Source organism: Cognatilysobacter segetis, assembly GCF_004359965.1.
In the GTDB taxonomy this organism is placed as follows: Bacteria; Pseudomonadota; Gammaproteobacteria; order Xanthomonadales; family Xanthomonadaceae; genus Cognatilysobacter; species Cognatilysobacter segetis.
Genome location: NZ_SMRQ01000020.1, coordinates 33,924 through 48,856 on the forward strand (window position 1 = coordinate 33,924; position 14,933 = coordinate 48,856).

The 14,933-nt window shown below is 71.6% G+C and carries 14 protein-coding genes, 1 tRNA gene and 1 pseudogene; 6 read left to right on the forward strand and 10 right to left on the reverse strand.

Annotated elements, in window-relative coordinates; genetic code table 11:
- Nucleotides 1-102: 102 nt before the first annotated feature.
- From dinG to E4F61_RS06155, 3 genes are all read right to left on the reverse strand, one after another.
- Nucleotides 103-2,220: an ATP-dependent DNA helicase DinG gene (gene dinG / locus E4F61_RS06145; protein WP_133478790.1), complete on the reverse strand. Its 2,118-nt coding sequence runs from the start codon at nucleotides 2,218-2,220 to the stop codon at nucleotides 103-105.
- Between the two features lie 191 nt (nucleotides 2,221-2,411).
- Nucleotides 2,412-2,816 (reverse strand): hypothetical protein, encoded by a 405-nt coding sequence (locus E4F61_RS06150; protein ID WP_133478792.1) that lies wholly within the window; start codon nucleotides 2,814-2,816, stop codon nucleotides 2,412-2,414.
- 156 nt (nucleotides 2,817-2,972) lie between these two features.
- Nucleotides 2,973-4,766, reverse strand: a complete 1,794-nt coding sequence (locus E4F61_RS06155) for a putative bifunctional diguanylate cyclase/phosphodiesterase (RefSeq protein WP_162301422.1) — start codon at nucleotides 4,764-4,766, stop codon at nucleotides 2,973-2,975.
- A gap of 172 nt (nucleotides 4,767-4,938) precedes the next feature.
- Here E4F61_RS06155 and E4F61_RS06160 point away from each other — a divergent pair, with 172 nt between their 5' ends.
- The 3 genes from E4F61_RS06160 (at nucleotide 4,939) to E4F61_RS06170 (ending at nucleotide 7,671) form a co-directional block, all read left to right on the forward strand.
- A complete protein-coding gene (locus E4F61_RS06160; RefSeq protein WP_133478795.1) occupies nucleotides 4,939-6,819 on the forward strand; it encodes an MFS transporter in 1,881 nt (626 codons plus the stop codon).
- A 76-nt stretch (nucleotides 6,820-6,895) separates the two neighbouring features.
- Complete coding sequence (locus E4F61_RS06165; protein WP_133478796.1) at nucleotides 6,896-7,264, forward strand: CD225/dispanin family protein; 369 nt, start codon at nucleotides 6,896-6,898, stop codon at nucleotides 7,262-7,264.
- Entirely contained in the window at nucleotides 7,261-7,671 is a 411-nt protein-coding gene (locus E4F61_RS06170; RefSeq protein WP_162301423.1) for a DUF2752 domain-containing protein, read from the forward strand. The genes E4F61_RS06165 and E4F61_RS06170 overlap by 4 nt, the downstream gene beginning before the upstream one ends.
- 3 nt (nucleotides 7,672-7,674) lie before the next feature.
- Here E4F61_RS06170 and nudC read toward each other — a convergent pair whose 3' ends face one another.
- From nudC to E4F61_RS06185, 3 genes are all read right to left on the reverse strand, one after another.
- A complete protein-coding gene (gene nudC, locus E4F61_RS06175; protein ID WP_133478798.1) occupies nucleotides 7,675-8,583 on the reverse strand; it encodes an NAD(+) diphosphatase in 909 nt (302 codons plus the stop codon).
- On the reverse strand, nucleotides 8,580-8,954 hold the full coding sequence (erpA, locus tag E4F61_RS06180) for an iron-sulfur cluster insertion protein ErpA (RefSeq protein ID WP_133478800.1): 375 nt from the start codon (nucleotides 8,952-8,954) through the stop codon (nucleotides 8,580-8,582). Before erpA ends, nudC begins: the two co-directional genes overlap by 4 nt.
- A 66-nt stretch (nucleotides 8,955-9,020) precedes the next feature.
- Entirely contained in the window at nucleotides 9,021-9,707 is a 687-nt protein-coding gene (locus E4F61_RS06185; RefSeq protein ID WP_238382817.1) for a DUF6776 family protein, read from the reverse strand.
- A gap of 94 nt (nucleotides 9,708-9,801) precedes the next feature.
- Here E4F61_RS06185 and E4F61_RS06190 point away from each other — a divergent pair, with 94 nt between their 5' ends.
- On the forward strand, nucleotides 9,802-10,395 hold the full coding sequence (locus E4F61_RS06190) for a DUF4126 domain-containing protein (RefSeq protein WP_133478801.1): 594 nt from the start codon (nucleotides 9,802-9,804) through the stop codon (nucleotides 10,393-10,395).
- Nucleotides 10,396-10,421: 26 nt separating this feature from the next.
- On the opposite strand, the gene bfr is transcribed toward E4F61_RS06190, so the two are convergent.
- The 3 genes and pseudogenes from bfr to E4F61_RS06205 all read right to left on the reverse strand — a co-directional run bounded on the left by bfr (nucleotide 10,422) and on the right by E4F61_RS06205 (nucleotide 11,830).
- The gene (gene bfr, locus E4F61_RS06195; protein WP_133478802.1) at nucleotides 10,422-10,892 is read right to left on the reverse strand and encodes a bacterioferritin; all 471 of its coding nucleotides are present in this window, start codon (nucleotides 10,890-10,892) and stop codon (nucleotides 10,422-10,424) included.
- A 63-nt stretch (nucleotides 10,893-10,955) separates the two neighbouring features.
- Nucleotides 10,956-11,169 (reverse strand): annotated as a pseudogene (locus E4F61_RS06200) (bacterioferritin-associated ferredoxin).
- A gap of 55 nt (nucleotides 11,170-11,224) precedes the next feature.
- Nucleotides 11,225-11,830 (reverse strand): RNA pyrophosphohydrolase, encoded by a 606-nt coding sequence (locus E4F61_RS06205; RefSeq protein ID WP_133478803.1) that lies wholly within the window; start codon nucleotides 11,828-11,830, stop codon nucleotides 11,225-11,227.
- Nucleotides 11,831-11,972: 142 nt separating this feature from the next.
- Here E4F61_RS06205 and E4F61_RS06210 point away from each other — a divergent pair.
- Nucleotides 11,973-12,049, forward strand: a tRNA-Met gene (locus E4F61_RS06210).
- 124 nt (nucleotides 12,050-12,173) lie between these two features.
- Here the strand turns inward: E4F61_RS06210 and E4F61_RS06215 are convergent.
- Nucleotides 12,174-14,021, reverse strand: a complete 1,848-nt coding sequence (locus tag E4F61_RS06215; RefSeq protein ID WP_162301424.1) for a M48 family metallopeptidase — start codon at nucleotides 14,019-14,021, stop codon at nucleotides 12,174-12,176.
- Between the two features lie 365 nt (nucleotides 14,022-14,386).
- Between E4F61_RS06215 and E4F61_RS06220 the strand changes: the two genes are divergently transcribed.
- Nucleotides 14,387-14,933 (forward strand): M15 family metallopeptidase (locus E4F61_RS06220; protein ID WP_238382819.1); only part of this gene is annotated, 547 nt, incomplete at its 3' end.

A 14,933-nucleotide genomic window follows, 5' to 3' on the forward strand; every position in this document is an offset into this window, starting at 1 on the left:
TGGCGCGTTTAGCGTCTCCACCGCCGTCGTGCGCGGCGCGCACCGGAACAGGCTGATCACGAACAGCAGCAGCGCGGTCGCGTGGGTGACCGACCGTCGACGCTACGCGGCGATCTCCCGCCGGAACGGGGGCAGCGCATCGAGGATGCCCCGGCCGTAGCGTTTCTCCACCACGCGACGGTCGAGCAGCACTATCCGCCCGGTGTCGTGCTGGGTGCGGATCAGGCGCCCGGCGTACTGGGTGAGCACGCGCGTGGCCTCCGGGACGGTCACCAGCATGAAGGCGTTCTGCCCGCGCGATTCCAGCCACTCGGCCTTGGTCGCCAGCACCGGTTCGGTGGGTACGGCGAAGGGCAGCTGAGTGATCACCACGGTGGAGCAGTAGGCGCCGGCGAGGTCGAGGCCCTCGCCCATCGATGCGAGGCCGAACAGCACGCTGCCCTCGCTCGCGTCGATCGCCGCGCAATGCGCGTCCACCAATGCCTGCTTGCCCATCGCGCCCTGCACGCGGATCTGCGGCAGGCGGGACGCCGGCATCAGCGCGGCCACCTGCTCCATCTTGCGGCGCGAGGTGAACAGCACGAGCGAGCCCTGGCCCCAGTCGAGGTCGCGCGCGAGCCAGTCGGCGACGGCGCGCGGATGCGATTCGTGGTCGGGCAGCACCGGAAAGCGCGGCACCTGCAGCACGGCCTGGCGGTCGAGGTCGAAGGGCGACGGCAGCGAGATGCACTCGGCCTCGGGCGGCAGCCCGATCGACGCCGCGAAGGCCTTGAAGTCGCCGCCCGCGCTGAGCGTGGCGGACGTGACCAGCGCGGAGTCGGCCTGCGCCCACAGGCGGCGGCGCAGCAGCTTCGCGGCCGAGACGGGCGAGGCGTGGCAGACCAGGCCCTTGTCGAGGCCCACCGTCATCCAGCGCGCGTGTGGCGGATCACCGGCCGGATCCTGCTGGCCCCAGGCGAAGAACAGGTCGAAGGCTTCGCGCAGGTGTTCGACGGCGGTGCCCATCGCGCGGGTGACGCGCTCGTGGGCCGCGCTGCCTTCGCTCTTGAGCACGCGGCGGCGCGCGCCGTCGAGCCATTCCAGCAGGCTGCCGGTGTCGCTGGCCAGCGCCTTGGCCTGCATGCGCCAGTCGTCGGGCAGCACGCCGAGCGGCGCGCGCCACATGGGTTCGCGCTCGTTGAAGTCGGGCACCCAGTGCGCCTGCAGCAGGTACTCGAACGCCTTGGACGCGTCGGCAAGCCGCTTGAGGTCGGCATGCGCATCGGCAAGCTCGCGGTTGCCGATCCTGTCCTTGCCGAGCACGCGGAACGGCGCGGCGAACACGGCGTCCATCCGCGTCAGGCGGCGCCCGAACGCGCCCATGTGCAGCCGCGACGCGCCCGACTCGATCGCGACCGACGCGAGGTGATGACCCTCGTCGAACACGAAGGTGCACGTGGCCGGATCGCCGATGAGGAAATTCTCCGTCTGCCCCTCCGGGTCGGCATTGCCGTCGAGTTCCAGCGCGGCGATCACCATCGCGTGGTTGGCAACGACGATGTCGGCCTCGCGCATGCTCCGGCGCGCAGCCAGCACCGGGCAGCGCACGAAGTGCGCGCAGCGACTGTTCGAGCAGGCGCCGGACGTCGTGCTGAGCAGCGGCCGCGCGATTTCGGGCACCGGATGCGGCGCCTCGTCGAGGTCGCCGTTCCACTCGCCGCGCTCGAACGCGCCGACGAGCGCATCGACGGCCCGCACCTCCTGCGGCTGCGGCGGGCGCGGCCAGCCGGCCACGGGCAGGTCGAAGCCGAGGTCGGCCTGCGCGCCCTGCCCGCCCGCCAGCTCCATCGCATCGCGCACGCACAGGTAGCGCTGCCGCCCCTTGGCGAGCGCCACTTTCGCCTCGATCCCGGTGGCGGCGAGGAAGGCCGGCAGGTCCTTGCTCACCAGCTGGCCCTGCAGGGCGACGGTCGCGGTGGACAGCACCAGCTTGCGCTTGCCGATCAATGCGGTCGGGATGCCGGCGACCAGGTAGCCGAGCGACTTGCCCGTGCCTGTCGGCGCCTCAGCGACGGCGAACCCGCCGCTCGTGCCCAGCGCGCGCGAGGACGTGGCGATCAGGCGGCGCTGCGAGCGCCGCGGCACGAAGCCGGGCATGCGCGTGCTGACCTGCTCGTAGGCCTGGCGGACGGCGGCCTTGGCGGGCTCGTCGAGGACACGGGGAACTGCGGGCTTGCTCATCGGGGGCGGCACGGCGCGAAGCGGCGCCGATTCTCGCCCGTCCGCGTCTCAGCCCCCGTCGCGGTGTTCGTGTTTCTGAATCACGGGCGGTGTTGCTCGCTTCAGGCCGCGCGTGTGCGCCCGTGTGTCCTGCCCGTTCCCCGCGGTCGCACACCGCGCCCGGCCCATGCTCCGCCGGGCAATGACGCGCCTTACGGCACGCGCGCCGCCTGCAGCGTTTCCGCCGCCGTCGCACGTGGCACGCGCCGGAACAGGTTGATCACGAACAGCAGCAGCGCGAGCAGCACCAGCACCGAACCGCTGCCCACCACCGGCCCGGTCCAGGACGCGCCCGAAATCGACCCGTAGATGCCCACCGGCAACAGCACCGCGCCGAGCGCATGGGTCACGTAATGCGCGGCCATCAGCCGACCGGCGAGGTCGGGCCGCGCGTTGTAGAACAGGCCCGCCACCATCAGCAGCACGCCGCCGGCGAGGTTGAGGTGCGCATGCACCGGCGCATAGGTGAAGTTCTGGCTCATCCCCATGGCCATGCCCATCACGATGCCCACCAGCAGCAGCACGCCGCCGGTCCGCAGGAACAGCAGTCCGTTCATTGCCCACTCCTTCGACCGCGCCTGTCGCGCGCGCCGATCATCGGGCCGCGTACGCGGTCGCGCGTCGCCGCCCGTCGGCATGGCCCCGCGGCCGAGATCGCCGCAGCGCGGCGCCCTGCGAACGGCGTGCGCACGACCGCCGTCGCGATGCCTGCTCTACGCGTCGACGCCCGCCCGCCCCGCGCGCAGCAGCGCCGGCACGTCGCCGGCGGGTACGGGCCGCGCGAACAGGTAGCCCTGCCCGTGGTCGCAGCCGGCCTCGATGAGGAAGCGCCGCTGCGCCGCGGTCTCGATGCCTTCGGCGATCACGTCGAGCCCGAGGCTGTGCGCCAGCCCGATCACCGCGCGCACGATGCTGGCGTCCTCGACGTCGTCGGGCAGGTCCTGCACGAACACGCGGTCGATCTTCAACGAGTCGATCGGGAGGCGCGTGAGGTAGGCCAGGCTCGAATACCCGGTGCCGAAGTCGTCGACATGGATGCGGCCGGCCACCGTGCGCAGGCGCTCCAGTGTGGCGCGGGCGAATTCCGGATCGGTCATCAGCACGGATTCGGTGACTTCCAGCTCGATCCAGCCGGTGCGCAGCGGGTAACGCGCCAGGCAGTCGCGTACGTGCTCCAGCAGCGTATGCGTGGCGTCGGTGCTGCCGGCGCGCGGCGGCGCCGGCAGCAGCTGCACGGCCGAGACGTTGATCGCCACGTGCAGGCCGGTATGCCCGGCGGCTTCCCATTCGGCGAGCTGGCGCACCACCGTCTCGATCACCCAGTCGCCCACGTCGCGGATCAGGCCGGTGTCTTCCAGCACGGGCATGAACTCCGCGGGCGACACCAGCCCCACGTCGGGCCGGTTCCAGCGCAGCAGCGCCTCGAAGCCGGCGATGCGCCCGCTGCGCAGTTCGACCGAGGGCTGGTAGTGCACGACGAACTCGCGCCGCTCCACCGCCTCGCGCAGCGCGTGCTCGAGTTCGCGGCGGTGCTGCGCCTGCTGGTCCATCTCGCAGGAATAGAACGCGAGGCGGTTGCGACCGGCCGCCTTGGCGGCGTACATCGCGGCATCGGCGAAGCGCACCAGGTCCTCGGCATCGCAGGAGTCCTCGGGACAGGTCGCGATGCCGATGCTCGGCGTCACGCGGATCTCGTGGCCGTCCACCTGGAACGGCGCGCGTAGCAGCTCGAGCATGGTCTCGGCGAGCGTGCGCGCATCGCCGGGCGGCGCGGCCACCGCGGCGACCAGGCCGAATTCGTCGCCGCCGAGCCGGCCGAGAATGTCGCCCGGCCGCGCCTGCGCGCGCAGGCGCTCGCCCACCTGCTGCAGCAGCGCGTCGCCCAGCGAATGCCCGAGTGCGTCGTTGATGGTCTTGAAGCCGTCGAGGTCGAGGTAGAGCAGCGCGCAGGGCTTGCCGTGCTCCACCACGCCGGCGGCTTCGGCGGCCAGCAGTTCGCGGAAGCGCACGCGGTTGGGCAGGCCGGTGAGCGGGTCGTAGTTCGCCAGCCGGTCGAGCGCCTGCTGCGCGACGCGATGCTCGGTGACGTCGTGCACCGTGCCGACCAGGTGCGTGCAGCGGCCGTCGTCGTCGAGCACGGGCGCCACCATGACCTCGCCGTAGCGCAGGCCGGACGGGAACGGCGTCACCTCTTCCCAGTGCACGGGCGCGCGGCGCGCGATCGCATCGGCGTAGTGGCGCCGCACGAGCTCGATCGACGGCGGCGGAATGACCTCGTCGACGGGCCGGCCGACGACGTCCTGCGCCGCCAGCCCCGTGGCGTGCAGGAACGCGGGGTTCACCGCAACGAAGCGGTAGTCGCCGTCGTCGTGCTCGATCAGGTAGACGACGTCCTGCACGTGGTCGAACACGATGCGCAGCGGGTCGTCGTGGCCGCGCAGCACCTCCGCGAGGTGCGCCGCGGTGTCACGGGGCGCAAGGGTGACCGGTGGTTGACGAGGGGCCATGGTGTCTCCAGCCGATCCGTCGGCCGTTCCGTCGCGGCGGGGCCGCGGGCCCGCGAAACGGGCGTCGCCCGAGCATACCGGCGGCCGTCGTGGTGGCCATGTCTCCGAGTCCGAAGCCGGGCGCGCCATCACCCTCTGCTAGGCTCGCCGCGTCCCGGGGAGGCGATCGCGCATGGCGCACAACCAGTTCGAGCTGCTGCGGCAGCGGCGCTTCGCGCCGTTCTTCCTGACGCAGGCCCTCGGCGCGTTCAACGACAACGTCTACCGGCAGGCGATCATCGGCCTGCTGGGTTTCCTCGCCGTCGGCGCGAGCACCATGACGACCTACGCGAGCCTCGCGCCCGCGGTGTTCATCCTGCCGTTCTTCCTGTTCTCTTCGGTGGCGGGGCAGATCGCCGAGAAGTACGAGAAGTCGCGGCTGATCCGCGCGGTGAACCTGTTCGGCATCGCGGTGATGGCGCTGGCGGCGGCGGGGTTCCTGATGAAGAACCTGCCGCTGTTGATGGTGGCGCTGTTCCTCACCGGCGTGCACGCCACGCTGTTCGGGCCGGTGAAGTATTCGATCCTGCCCGCGGTGCTGAAGCCCGAGGAACTCACCGGCGGCAACGGGCTGGTGGAGATGGGCACCTCGGTCGCGATCCTGCTCGGCATGCTCGCGGGCGGCGGCATCTACGCCTCGGGCCATGCGTCGGCGCCGATGATCGCGGCGGGCGCGGTGCTGGGCCTTGCGGTGGCGGGTTACCTGGTCAGCCGGTCGATCCCGGTCGCCGAGGCGAACGCGCCGGAGCTGCGCATCCGCTTCAATCCGTTTCCCGAGTCGATCGCGATGCTGCGCATGGCGCGCAAGCAGCTCGCGGTGCGCAACGCGATCCTCGGCGTGTCGTGGTTCTGGTTCGTCGGCACGGTACTCACCTCGCAGCTGCCGGCCTATGCCGAGCTGCACCTGGGCGGCGCGCGCCTGTACCTGTTCGCGCTCGCGCTGTTCTCGATCGGCACCGGCATCGGCTCGGTGCTGTGCGAGAAGCTGTCGGCGCGCACGGTCGAGATCGGGCTGGTGCCGGTGGGTGCGTTCGGCATCACGGCGTTCCTGCTCGACCTGTATTTCGCGCGCACCGGCACGGTGCCCGCCACCGACCTGCCCCTGCGCGAGTTCCTGTCCCAGCCGGGTGGGCTGCGCATCGCGATCGCCTTGGCGGGCGTGGGCCTGTCGGCGGGCATCTTCGTGGTGCCGCTGTTCGCGCTGATCCAGAGCCGCACGCCGAAGGCCGAGCTGTCGCGGGTGATCGCCGCGATGAACATCCAGAACTCGGTGTTCATCGTGGTGGCGGCGCTGGGCTCGCTCGGCCTGCAGCGCGCGTTCGACTGGTCGACGCCTAAGCTGGTCCTCGCGCTCGCGATCGCCAATGCGCTGGTGATGATCTGGATCCTGAGCATCGTGCCGGAGTTCGCGATGCGCTTTCTCAGCTGGGTGCTGGTGCGCACGCTGTACCGCCTGCGCGCGCACGGCATCGAGCACGTGCCGGACGAAGGCCCGGCGATCATCGTCTGCAACCACGTGAGCTACATGGACGCGCTGATCCTGGCGGCGGCGATCCCGCGGCCGGTGCGCTTCGTCATGTACTACCGCATCTTCGAGATCCCGGTGATGCGCTGGATCTTCCGCAGCGCCAAGGCGATTCCGATCGCGGGCTCGAAGGAAGACCCGGCGCTGATGCAGCGCGCGTTCGATGCGATCGACGCGGCGCTGGCCGACGGTGAGCTGGTGGCGATCTTCCCGGAAGGCGCATTGACCAAGGACGGCGGGATCGCGCCGTTCAAGTCGGGCATCGCGAAGGTGCTGGCGCGCCGCCCCGTGCCGGTGGTGCCGATGGCACTGCGCGGCATGTGGTCGAGCATGTGGAGCCGCCGCGACGGCCGCCTCGGACGCATGCGCCTGCCGCGGCGCGTACGCGCGCATGTCGAGGTGATCGCGGCGCCGCCGGTGTCGCCGACGGAGGCGACGGTGGCGTCGCTGGAAGCGCAGGTCCGCGCGCTGCGCGGCGCTGCCGCGTGACGCGGCGCACTGCTAGCATCGGCCGAGGCCGCCCGCACGGCTCGCTTTCCACCCTATCCCTGCCAAGGAATCGCCCATGAGCACGCCGCCACCGATCCACCCGCCACCGCCGCCGATGCCGCCGCCCCAGGCCGGTGGCGTGCCCGTGCCCAACTACATGGTGTGGGCGATCATCGTCGCCATCCTCGGGCTGTGCTTCTGCTGCGGCGTCGGCGCGATCCCCGGCATCGTCGGCATCGTGTTCGCGGCCAAGGTCAACGGCGCGCTCGATCGCGGCGACTTCGCCGAAGCGCAGCGTTCGTCGGACGCCGCCAAGCTCTGGTGCTGGATCGGCACCGGCCTGGTGATCCTCGGCGTGCTGCTCTCGATCGTTTCGTTCGCGACCGGCGGCATGGCCGGCTACATGGAAACCCTGCAGCAGATGCAGGCCGCACGCGGCCGGTGATCGATCGCCTGCCCCGCGCCGGCCTCGCGGCGACGGCGCTCGCCGTCGCCGCGATCGGTGCGTGGCTGCTGTGGAACTTCGATCCGAGCGCGCCGGGCAGCCTGTTCCCGCCCTGCCTGTTCCGGCTGGTCACGGGCTACTACTGCCCGGGCTGCGGCCTGACGCGCATGCTGCACGCGCTGGTGCACGGCGACGTCGCGCGCGCGGCGTCGATGAACGTGCTGGCGCTCGCGGGCCTGCCGGTGCTGGGCGCGATCGCGCTCGACACCCACTACGATCGACGCCTGTTGCGCGGCCGCATGCGCTCCATCGTTTACGCCGGGCGTTTCTGGCTCGTCGCGGTGCTGGTCTTCGGCGTGCTGCGCAACCTGCCCTGGGCGCCGTTCACCGCGCTCGCGCCGATCTAGGCCTCAGGCGGTTTCGCGCAGCCATTCGCGCACCAGCCAGTGCGCGATCGAAATGGACGACGGCAGCAGGAACGGCGACGCGTCGGTATCGCCACGCGCTTCGGCCTCGAGCGCCTCCACGATCTCCTCGCGCGTGAACCAGCGCGCGGACTCCAGCTCGTCGGTGCACGCCACCTCGCCCAGATCGGCATCGGCGATGAAGCCCAGCATCAGCGAGGTCGGCATCGGCCACGGCTGCGAACCCAGGTAACGGCAGCGCGTGATGCGGATGCCGGTTTCCTCCATCACTTCGCGCGCCACCGCCTGCTCGAGCGTTTCGCCGGGTTCGACGAAGCCGGCGATCACCGAATGCCGGCGTGGCGGCCACGCGGCCTGGCGACCCATCAGCAGGCGCTCGCCGTCGCTGGCGGCGACGATCACCGCGGGGTCGGTGCGCGGGTAATGCTCGCGCCCGCAGTGCAGGCAACGGCCGAGCCAACCGCCGCGCACGAACTCCACGCCGCCGCCGCAGCTGCCGCAGTAGCGATGGCGCAGGTGCCAGTGGTGAAGCGCGTGCGCGGTGGCGAAGGCGGAGGCCTCGCGCAGCGGCCACGCATGCGCGGCGCTGCGCAGGTCGATGCGCGGCGCGTCGTCGTCAAGCGTCGTGGCGAACCAGGCGGTGCCGTCGTCGGCGAGGCCGAGGAAGTCGGCGCCTGCCGGCATCGCGGGCCAGTCGGTGCCGCGCCGCAGTGACGGGCCGTGCTCGGCATCGCCGGCCGCGCGGCCTTCGCCGTCGATGCGCAGCACCCAGGCCTGCGGCCACGCGCCGGCGAGCGCGTTCGCATCGCCGCGCAGCGCGTCGGCGCGGTCGAGCGGCGCGAGGCAGGGATCTAAGCCGACGAGCGAATACGGCGCGTCGGCGTGCGTCGTCATGCGGAGAACGAGGATCCGCAGCCGCAGGTGGTCTTCGCGTTCGGATTCCGGATCACGAACTGCGCGCCGTGCAGGCTCTCGGTGTAGTCCACTTCCGCGCCCATCAGGTACTGCAGCGAGAGCGGATCGACGAGCAGCGTCACGCCGTCGGTCTCGACCGCGAGGTCGTCCTCGGCCTTGGCCTCGTCGAACTCGAAGCCGTACTGGAAGCCCGAGCAGCCGCCGCCCTGGATGTAGACGCGCAGCTTGAGCGCGTCGTTGCCTTCCTCGTCGATGAGCTGGCGCACCTTGCCGGCGGCCGCCGGCGTGAACACCAGCGGGCGCTCGAGCGTCTGGTAACCCGGGGCCGTCGGGAGGTCGATGATGTCCATGGCGTCAGGATACCAGCGGGTCGCCGAACGCCCGGCCAATGCGCCGCGACGCTGCTTTCCGCGCGCTCACGGGTTGGCCGCGCCGGCGGCGGTGGCATCGGCCCAGGTGACGGCATGCTCGACCGTGCCGCCGCCGCGCGGATGCAGCCGCACCAGCACGCGCGAGGGCGTGAACCCCGCCGGCAGGAATACGTCGCCCTGCACCTCCTCGAAGTAGCGGACGGAGTACGGCACGCCGGCCGCGCGCGGCTGCTGGCGCAGCGCGGCCCAGTCGAGCGTGCGCAACCGGCCCTGCTCGCTGCCTTCGACGGCGAGCTCGACGGTGCCGCTGCTGACGCCGCCGCGGTCGAGGTTCTGCGTGAGCCCCGCGGTGAAATGCCAGGCCCCGCCGGGCTGGCGGCTCATGCGCAGCGCATGCACGGTGAGGCCGTGGCGCTGGCCGGTGGCGCCGACGAGGCGCTCGTAGAAGTCGACGTCCGCGCGCAGCTGCGCGATCTGTTCCTCGCGCTCGGCCAGCGTGGCCTGCAGGCGGGTGTTGGCCTCGCGGCTGACCTGGTCGGAGCGCGCGAGCGTGGTCACCCGTTGCGCGAGCTCGTCGTTGGCGCCGGCGTCGCAGGCCGGCGCGTGCGTGCTCCGCGCGACCTGCCACACGCCCCAGGCGCCGAACAGCAGGGCCAGCAGGAAGACCAGCAGGGCGGCGATGAGCCCGATGCCCGCGCGGGCGGCATGGGGCGGTGTCGGGGGCGTGGCCATGGGCGGTCCGGCGAAGCGACGGTCCGCGCAGTATGCCCACGGCGCCTGCACGGGCGCGGCGTTTCCATGGGCGCTACGGCCGCCGGAGACCGCCATGCCCGAAGCGCCCCTGTTCGCCCTCGGCCTCGTGCTCGCCTGGCTCGCCGGCGTGCGTGTCTACCTCACCGTGTTCGGCATCGGCGTGGCCGGCGCGCTGGGCTGGATGCACCTGCCGCCGGCGCTGCAGGTCACCCAATCCCCCTGGGTGCTGGGCGCGGCGGGCCTGCTCGCGCTGATCGAATTCTTCGCCGACAAGATCCCGGGCGTCGATTCGGCGTGGGATCTGGTGCACACGCTGCTGCGCGTGCCCGCGGGCGCATTCCTCGCCGCGGCGGCGTTGTCGCCCGACGGCCATCTCGGCGCGGGTGCATTGGCGACGGGCGCGGGCGTCGCGTTCGCCAGCCACGGTCTGAAGGCCGGCACGCGCGCACTGCTCAATGCATCGCCGGAGCCGGTGACCAACTGGACCGCTTCGGCCGGCGAGGACGCGGCCACGCTCGGCATCCTCGCGCTGCTGATCGCGCATCCGCTCGCGGCGTTCGCGCTGGTGCTGCTGCTCAGCCTGCTCGTCGCGCTGGCGCTCGCATGGCTGTGGCGGCGCGTGCGCGCGGTATTGCGCGGCAGGCCACCGCGCCGGCGCGTCGCGTAGCCGGCGGCGCGGGACGGACTCGCGCGTCAGCCTTCCATCTTGCGCTGCAGGTACAGCGCGTCGCCGAGGCGATCCATCAGCGAGAGCTGCGTCTCGATCCAGTCGATGTGTTCTTCCTCGGATTCGAGGATGTCGGCGAAGAGCTGGCGGCTGACGAAGTCGCTCACCTGCTCGCAGTGCGCGATCGCCTCGCGCAGCAGCGGCAGCGCCTCGTATTCGAGGGCGAGGTCGCAGGTCATGACCTCGCGCGGGTTCTCGCCGATCTTGAGCTTGCCCAGCGCCTGGAAGTTCGGCAGGCCGTCGAGGAAGAGGATGCGTTCGGACAGCTTGTCCGCGTGCTTCATCTCGTCGATCGATTCTTCGTACTCGTGGTCGGCGAGTTCCTTCAACCCCCAGTTCTTCAGCATCTTGGCGTGCAGGAAGTACTGGTTGATCGCGGTCAGCTCGTTGTAGAGCGCGCGATTGAGGAATTCGATGACCTTGGCGTCGCCCTTCATGGACCGGCTCCGTGCTGCGGAACCCGCACTTTAACCGTGCCCGCGCGCGCGGCGCGAAAGGCGCTAGGCGGCGACCGACAGCATCGGAAGCGGCACGGCATCGGCCTGCGCGCGCGGCGAGCGTCTCGTCCAGGATCGCGGTCGCCATCTCGATGCAGCTGCCGCAGGTGGAGCCGGCGCCGGTGCGCATGGTCAGCTCGGGCATCGTGCGGCAGCCGGCCTCGGCGGCCTGCCGGATGTCGCGGTCGGTGACGCCATTGCAGATGCAGACGTACATGGGCGGGAAGTCGCGCGTTGAACCGTGCCCACGATCGCCCAAATGCGAATGATTGTCAATTAGGCGACGGTTCAGCCGCGGCGCCACGGGGCGGGCCGCCGGAGGCGCGCGGCCGCTGGCGGTTCTGCGGCCGGCCGCGGACGTCGCGCGGGTCGGGCAGCGGCGGCGGCACCGCGGTCGGGCCGGCGATGCGACGCGCCGTCGGCGCGAGGTGGCGCAGGGCGCGCGAGTAGACGCCGCGCTTGAACGTCACGACGTGGTCGAGCGGGTACCAGAAATCGACCCAGCGCCAGTGGTCGAACTCGGGCTTGTCGGTGGCGTCGAGGCGGACATCCGATTCGGCGCCCGTGAGCTGCAGGAGGAACCAGACCTGCTTCTGCCCGATGCAGACCAGCCGGTCGCGCCGGCGCACCGCGCGCGGGGGCAGCCGGTAGCGCAGCCAGCCGGGCGTCGCGGCGAGCACCTCGACGTGGTGGGGCAGCAGGCCGGTCTCCTCCTGGAGCTCCCGGTACATCGCCTCCACGGGCGTCTCGTCGGTGTTCATCCCGCCCTGTGGGAACTGCCAGCCGTCCCGATGGACACGCCGGGCCCAGAACACCCGACCGTCGGTGTTCATGAGGACGATGCCCACGTTGGGGCGGTAGCCGTCCGGATCGATCACGATGCGGACCTCGAATCTGCAGGCACGAAGGCCACTGCGCCCGACTCTGCCACGGGGTACCGTCGACAACAAGCGAATACCGGCGGTGATCGGGCGATTGACAGCCGCCGGTCGAACCGGAAGAATTCGCGGTTCACCGCATGGCTATGTAGCTCAGCCGGTTAGAGCACAGCACTCATAATGCTGGGGTCGGTGGTTCGAGTCCACCCATAGCCACCAGTGTCCATGCGGACCGGCAACGATGCCGGCGCGAAGAAAAACCCCGCCGTCGGCGGGGTTTTTGCGTTCCAGGGCGCTGCCACGACACCGCGCACGGCCTGCCGGCCGCTGCGGCGCGCCGCGTTCAGCGCACGAACGTCGGCTCGCCCGCCGCTGCGCGCACGCGCCGGGCGACCTTGCGCTGGTGCGGGGCGGTGATGACGATCAGCGAACCCGGCAGGTCGAGCGCATCCACGATCCGCTTGAGGTTGCCCTGCTCGGCGAACACGAAGCCGCGCCAGGCGATCAGCACGACGAAGTGCGGCGGTTCGCTCGCGTCGTCGGTGACGTGCTTGCGCACGACCCACGCCCGCTTGACGGTATCGAGGGCGCGCATCTGCCGCGCGAAGGTGTCGAGTTGCGCGGCGTCGAGCCCGTGCGGCGCATACACGTCGCGGACGGTGACGCGGCCGCGCTCGCGCACGGACGCGGCGCGCGCAGCGTGCAATGCCTCCACCGCGTCGACCGCCGCCTGCTGGCCGTCGGCGTCGCCAAGCGCCGCGAAGTGGCGCGAGAGCACCGCGGCCCCCACCTCGACGGCGTCGGGATCGAGCGCCATCGCCGCGCGGACGTGATCGACACCCGCGGCGTCACCGCGATCGAGCAGCAGCACGCCCAGCCGGAACCGCGAGTAGGCGTCGTCCGGGGCGGCGGCCACGGCCTGCGCGAACAGCGGGACGGCGTCGGTATCGGGACGCAGGTCGTCGACCAGCCGGGCGTACTCGCAGAGCCCGTCGGCATCGCGCTCCGCGAGCGCCTCGAGCGCCGCGAGCCGGGTAATGCCCGCGTGGTGCTCGCGATGGTTCGACTGCCAGGCCTGCTCGACGCTGTCGTGCCACTCCTGGCTCAAACGCGCCTCCAGTTCGGCGGCCAAGGGGCCCAGCAGCGCATCCGCGGCCGACTCCGGTGGCTCGTCGAACGACGCGGCCTCGACGCCCAGTGCCGCGAGGCGCTGCGCCAGGCTGGGATGCGTGTCGTCGTGGCCCGCGTCGACGGCGAGCGCCGCGGCGAGGCGGTCGGCGTCGTGCGCGGTCGCGCGTCGCAGCTGCGCGCCCATGTCGCGGTAAAGCCGTGCGGGCGGCGCCGGCAGCTCGTGATTCATCGCGCGCACCGACGGCCAGAAGTCGCGATCGAGCCGCTCGCTCCCCAGGTGCACGCGCACCAGCGCGGCGCCGGTGGTGGACGCGCCGAGCACGCGCGCGGCGGCGGCGTCGGCCTGGTACTCGTTCGCCCGCGCCAGCGTGAAGCTGTACGCGTTGAAGAACGGCGCGTACCAGTTGAAGAACCTGCGGTAGATGCGCGTCAGCGACGAACCGCTCTGGTCGAGCGCCCACAGCACGCGGTACCAGCTCACGCGCACGCGGTAGATCCATCCCGCGAACCGGCTGTGGCGGCCGCCGAAATGCCCGAGTTCATGGGCGATGACGGCCAGCATCTGCTCGCGGCTCAGCAACTGCAGCAGCGGCAGGCCGAGCACGAGGTAATGCGTGTAGCCCAGCAGCCCGGACGCGCGCGGCACGCTGGCCGCGGCCGCGTTGAGGTCGGCGTCGATGAGGATCGCGGCGAGTTTCGGCGCACCCGTCTCGCGCCGCAGGCGCTCGACTTCCGCGAACAACCCGGGGGCTTCGTCCGGCCGGAGCCGATACCCGTCCGGCGGATCGAAGCGCACCCACAGCGCCTTGAGCAGGAACCAGCCGAACGCCACCGGCACCCAGACGATCTTGACCAGCTTCAGCAGCAGGATCGGACTGATCAGGGCGAGGCCGACCACCAGGCCCGCGGACATGCCGATGGCCAGCAGCGCGGAGCCGCCGAGCACGGCGAATCCGAAGCAGGCCAGCACGGCGAGCTTGAACCGGTAGAGCGTCGGCGCTTCGCGCGACTGGCGTTCGAGGCGCTCGACGAGCGCCCCATAGGCTGCGGCTGACTGCATGACGAATCCCCTGTTCCCCGGTGTATGGAAACGCAGGGCCGGAACGCCCGCAAGCCGCGTCGCGAGACGTGGGTGAACCGGTTCAATATCCGGGGCCGTGGGCGCGGATCGGCGCCTCGAACGCGCGTGTCGCGCCCAAGGGCCATCGGCTGCCGCCTCGATGCGTCGTGGAACATTCGCAGCCTTCCGGACGTCGCGATGTCCTGCGCGGCGGCGGCATCGCGCCGGGCGCCGCACGGACCGCGACGTCATCGTGCGCATCCATCCGTGCGCGAGCGCACGAACATCGGCATCGAACGGCGACCGCCCTTCCCTCGCCGCCGCGCGATCTGCACGATAGCGTCCGGGTCCGATGCAGGTTCGCCATGCCGACACTCGTTTCCGCCACGAACATGCACGTCGGCGCGCCGCGCGTTTCCCGCACGGCGCTCGCGCTGGCCGGCCTGACCCTACTGCTGTCGGGCTGCGCGGCGTCGACGCCCACCGCGGGCGCGCCGCTGGTCGACGCAGGCCGCGCGATCCCGGCGCTGCAGCTCGACATCCGCTACGCCGGCCGCGACAACTTCGTCGGTGCGCCGGTGCGCGGCTACGAGGCGCCCAAGTGCCTGCTGCTACGCCCCGCCGCCGACGCGCTGGCGCAGGTGGCCCACGATCTCGCGCAGGACGGCTACGTGCTCCACGTGTTCGACTGCTACCGCCCGCAGCGCGCGGTACGGCATTTCGTGGAATGGGCGCACGGGTCGGACGACCCTCGCAGCAAGCGGGCGCACTATCCGGACGTCGACAAATCCACGCTTCTGGGCAGCTACATCGCCGAGACCTCGGGCCACAGCCGCGGCCTCACGCTCGACCTCACGCTGGCGCGGTGCGATGCCGGCCGCTGCCTGCCGATCGACATGGGCACGCCCTTCG

Excerpts from the sequence above, each read along its gene's own strand:
- dinG (WP_133478790.1), bottom strand. The coding sequence starts at position 2,220 with ATGAGCAAGCCCGCAGTTCCCCGTGTCCTCGACGAGCCCGCCAAGGCC.
- E4F61_RS06150 (WP_133478792.1), bottom strand. The coding sequence starts at position 2,816 with ATGAACGGACTGCTGTTCCTGCGGACCGGCGGCGTGCTGCTGCTGGTG.
- E4F61_RS06155 (WP_162301422.1), bottom strand. The coding sequence starts at position 4,766 with ATGGCCCCTCGTCAACCACCGGTCACCCTTGCGCCCCGTGACACCGCG.
- E4F61_RS06160 (WP_133478795.1), top strand. The coding sequence starts at position 4,939 with ATGGCGCACAACCAGTTCGAGCTGCTGCGGCAGCGGCGCTTCGCGCCG.
- E4F61_RS06165 (WP_133478796.1), top strand. The coding sequence starts at position 6,896 with ATGAGCACGCCGCCACCGATCCACCCGCCACCGCCGCCGATGCCGCCG.
- nudC (WP_133478798.1), bottom strand. The coding sequence starts at position 8,583 with ATGACGACGCACGCCGACGCGCCGTATTCGCTCGTCGGCTTAGATCCC.
- erpA (WP_133478800.1), bottom strand. The coding sequence starts at position 8,954 with ATGGACATCATCGACCTCCCGACGGCCCCGGGTTACCAGACGCTCGAG.
- E4F61_RS06185 (WP_238382817.1), bottom strand. The coding sequence starts at position 9,707 with ATGGCCACGCCCCCGACACCGCCCCATGCCGCCCGCGCGGGCATCGGG.
- E4F61_RS06190 (WP_133478801.1), top strand. The coding sequence starts at position 9,802 with ATGCCCGAAGCGCCCCTGTTCGCCCTCGGCCTCGTGCTCGCCTGGCTC.
- bfr (WP_133478802.1), bottom strand. The coding sequence starts at position 10,892 with ATGAAGGGCGACGCCAAGGTCATCGAATTCCTCAATCGCGCGCTCTAC.
- E4F61_RS06215 (WP_162301424.1), bottom strand. The coding sequence starts at position 14,021 with ATGCAGTCAGCCGCAGCCTATGGGGCGCTCGTCGAGCGCCTCGAACGC.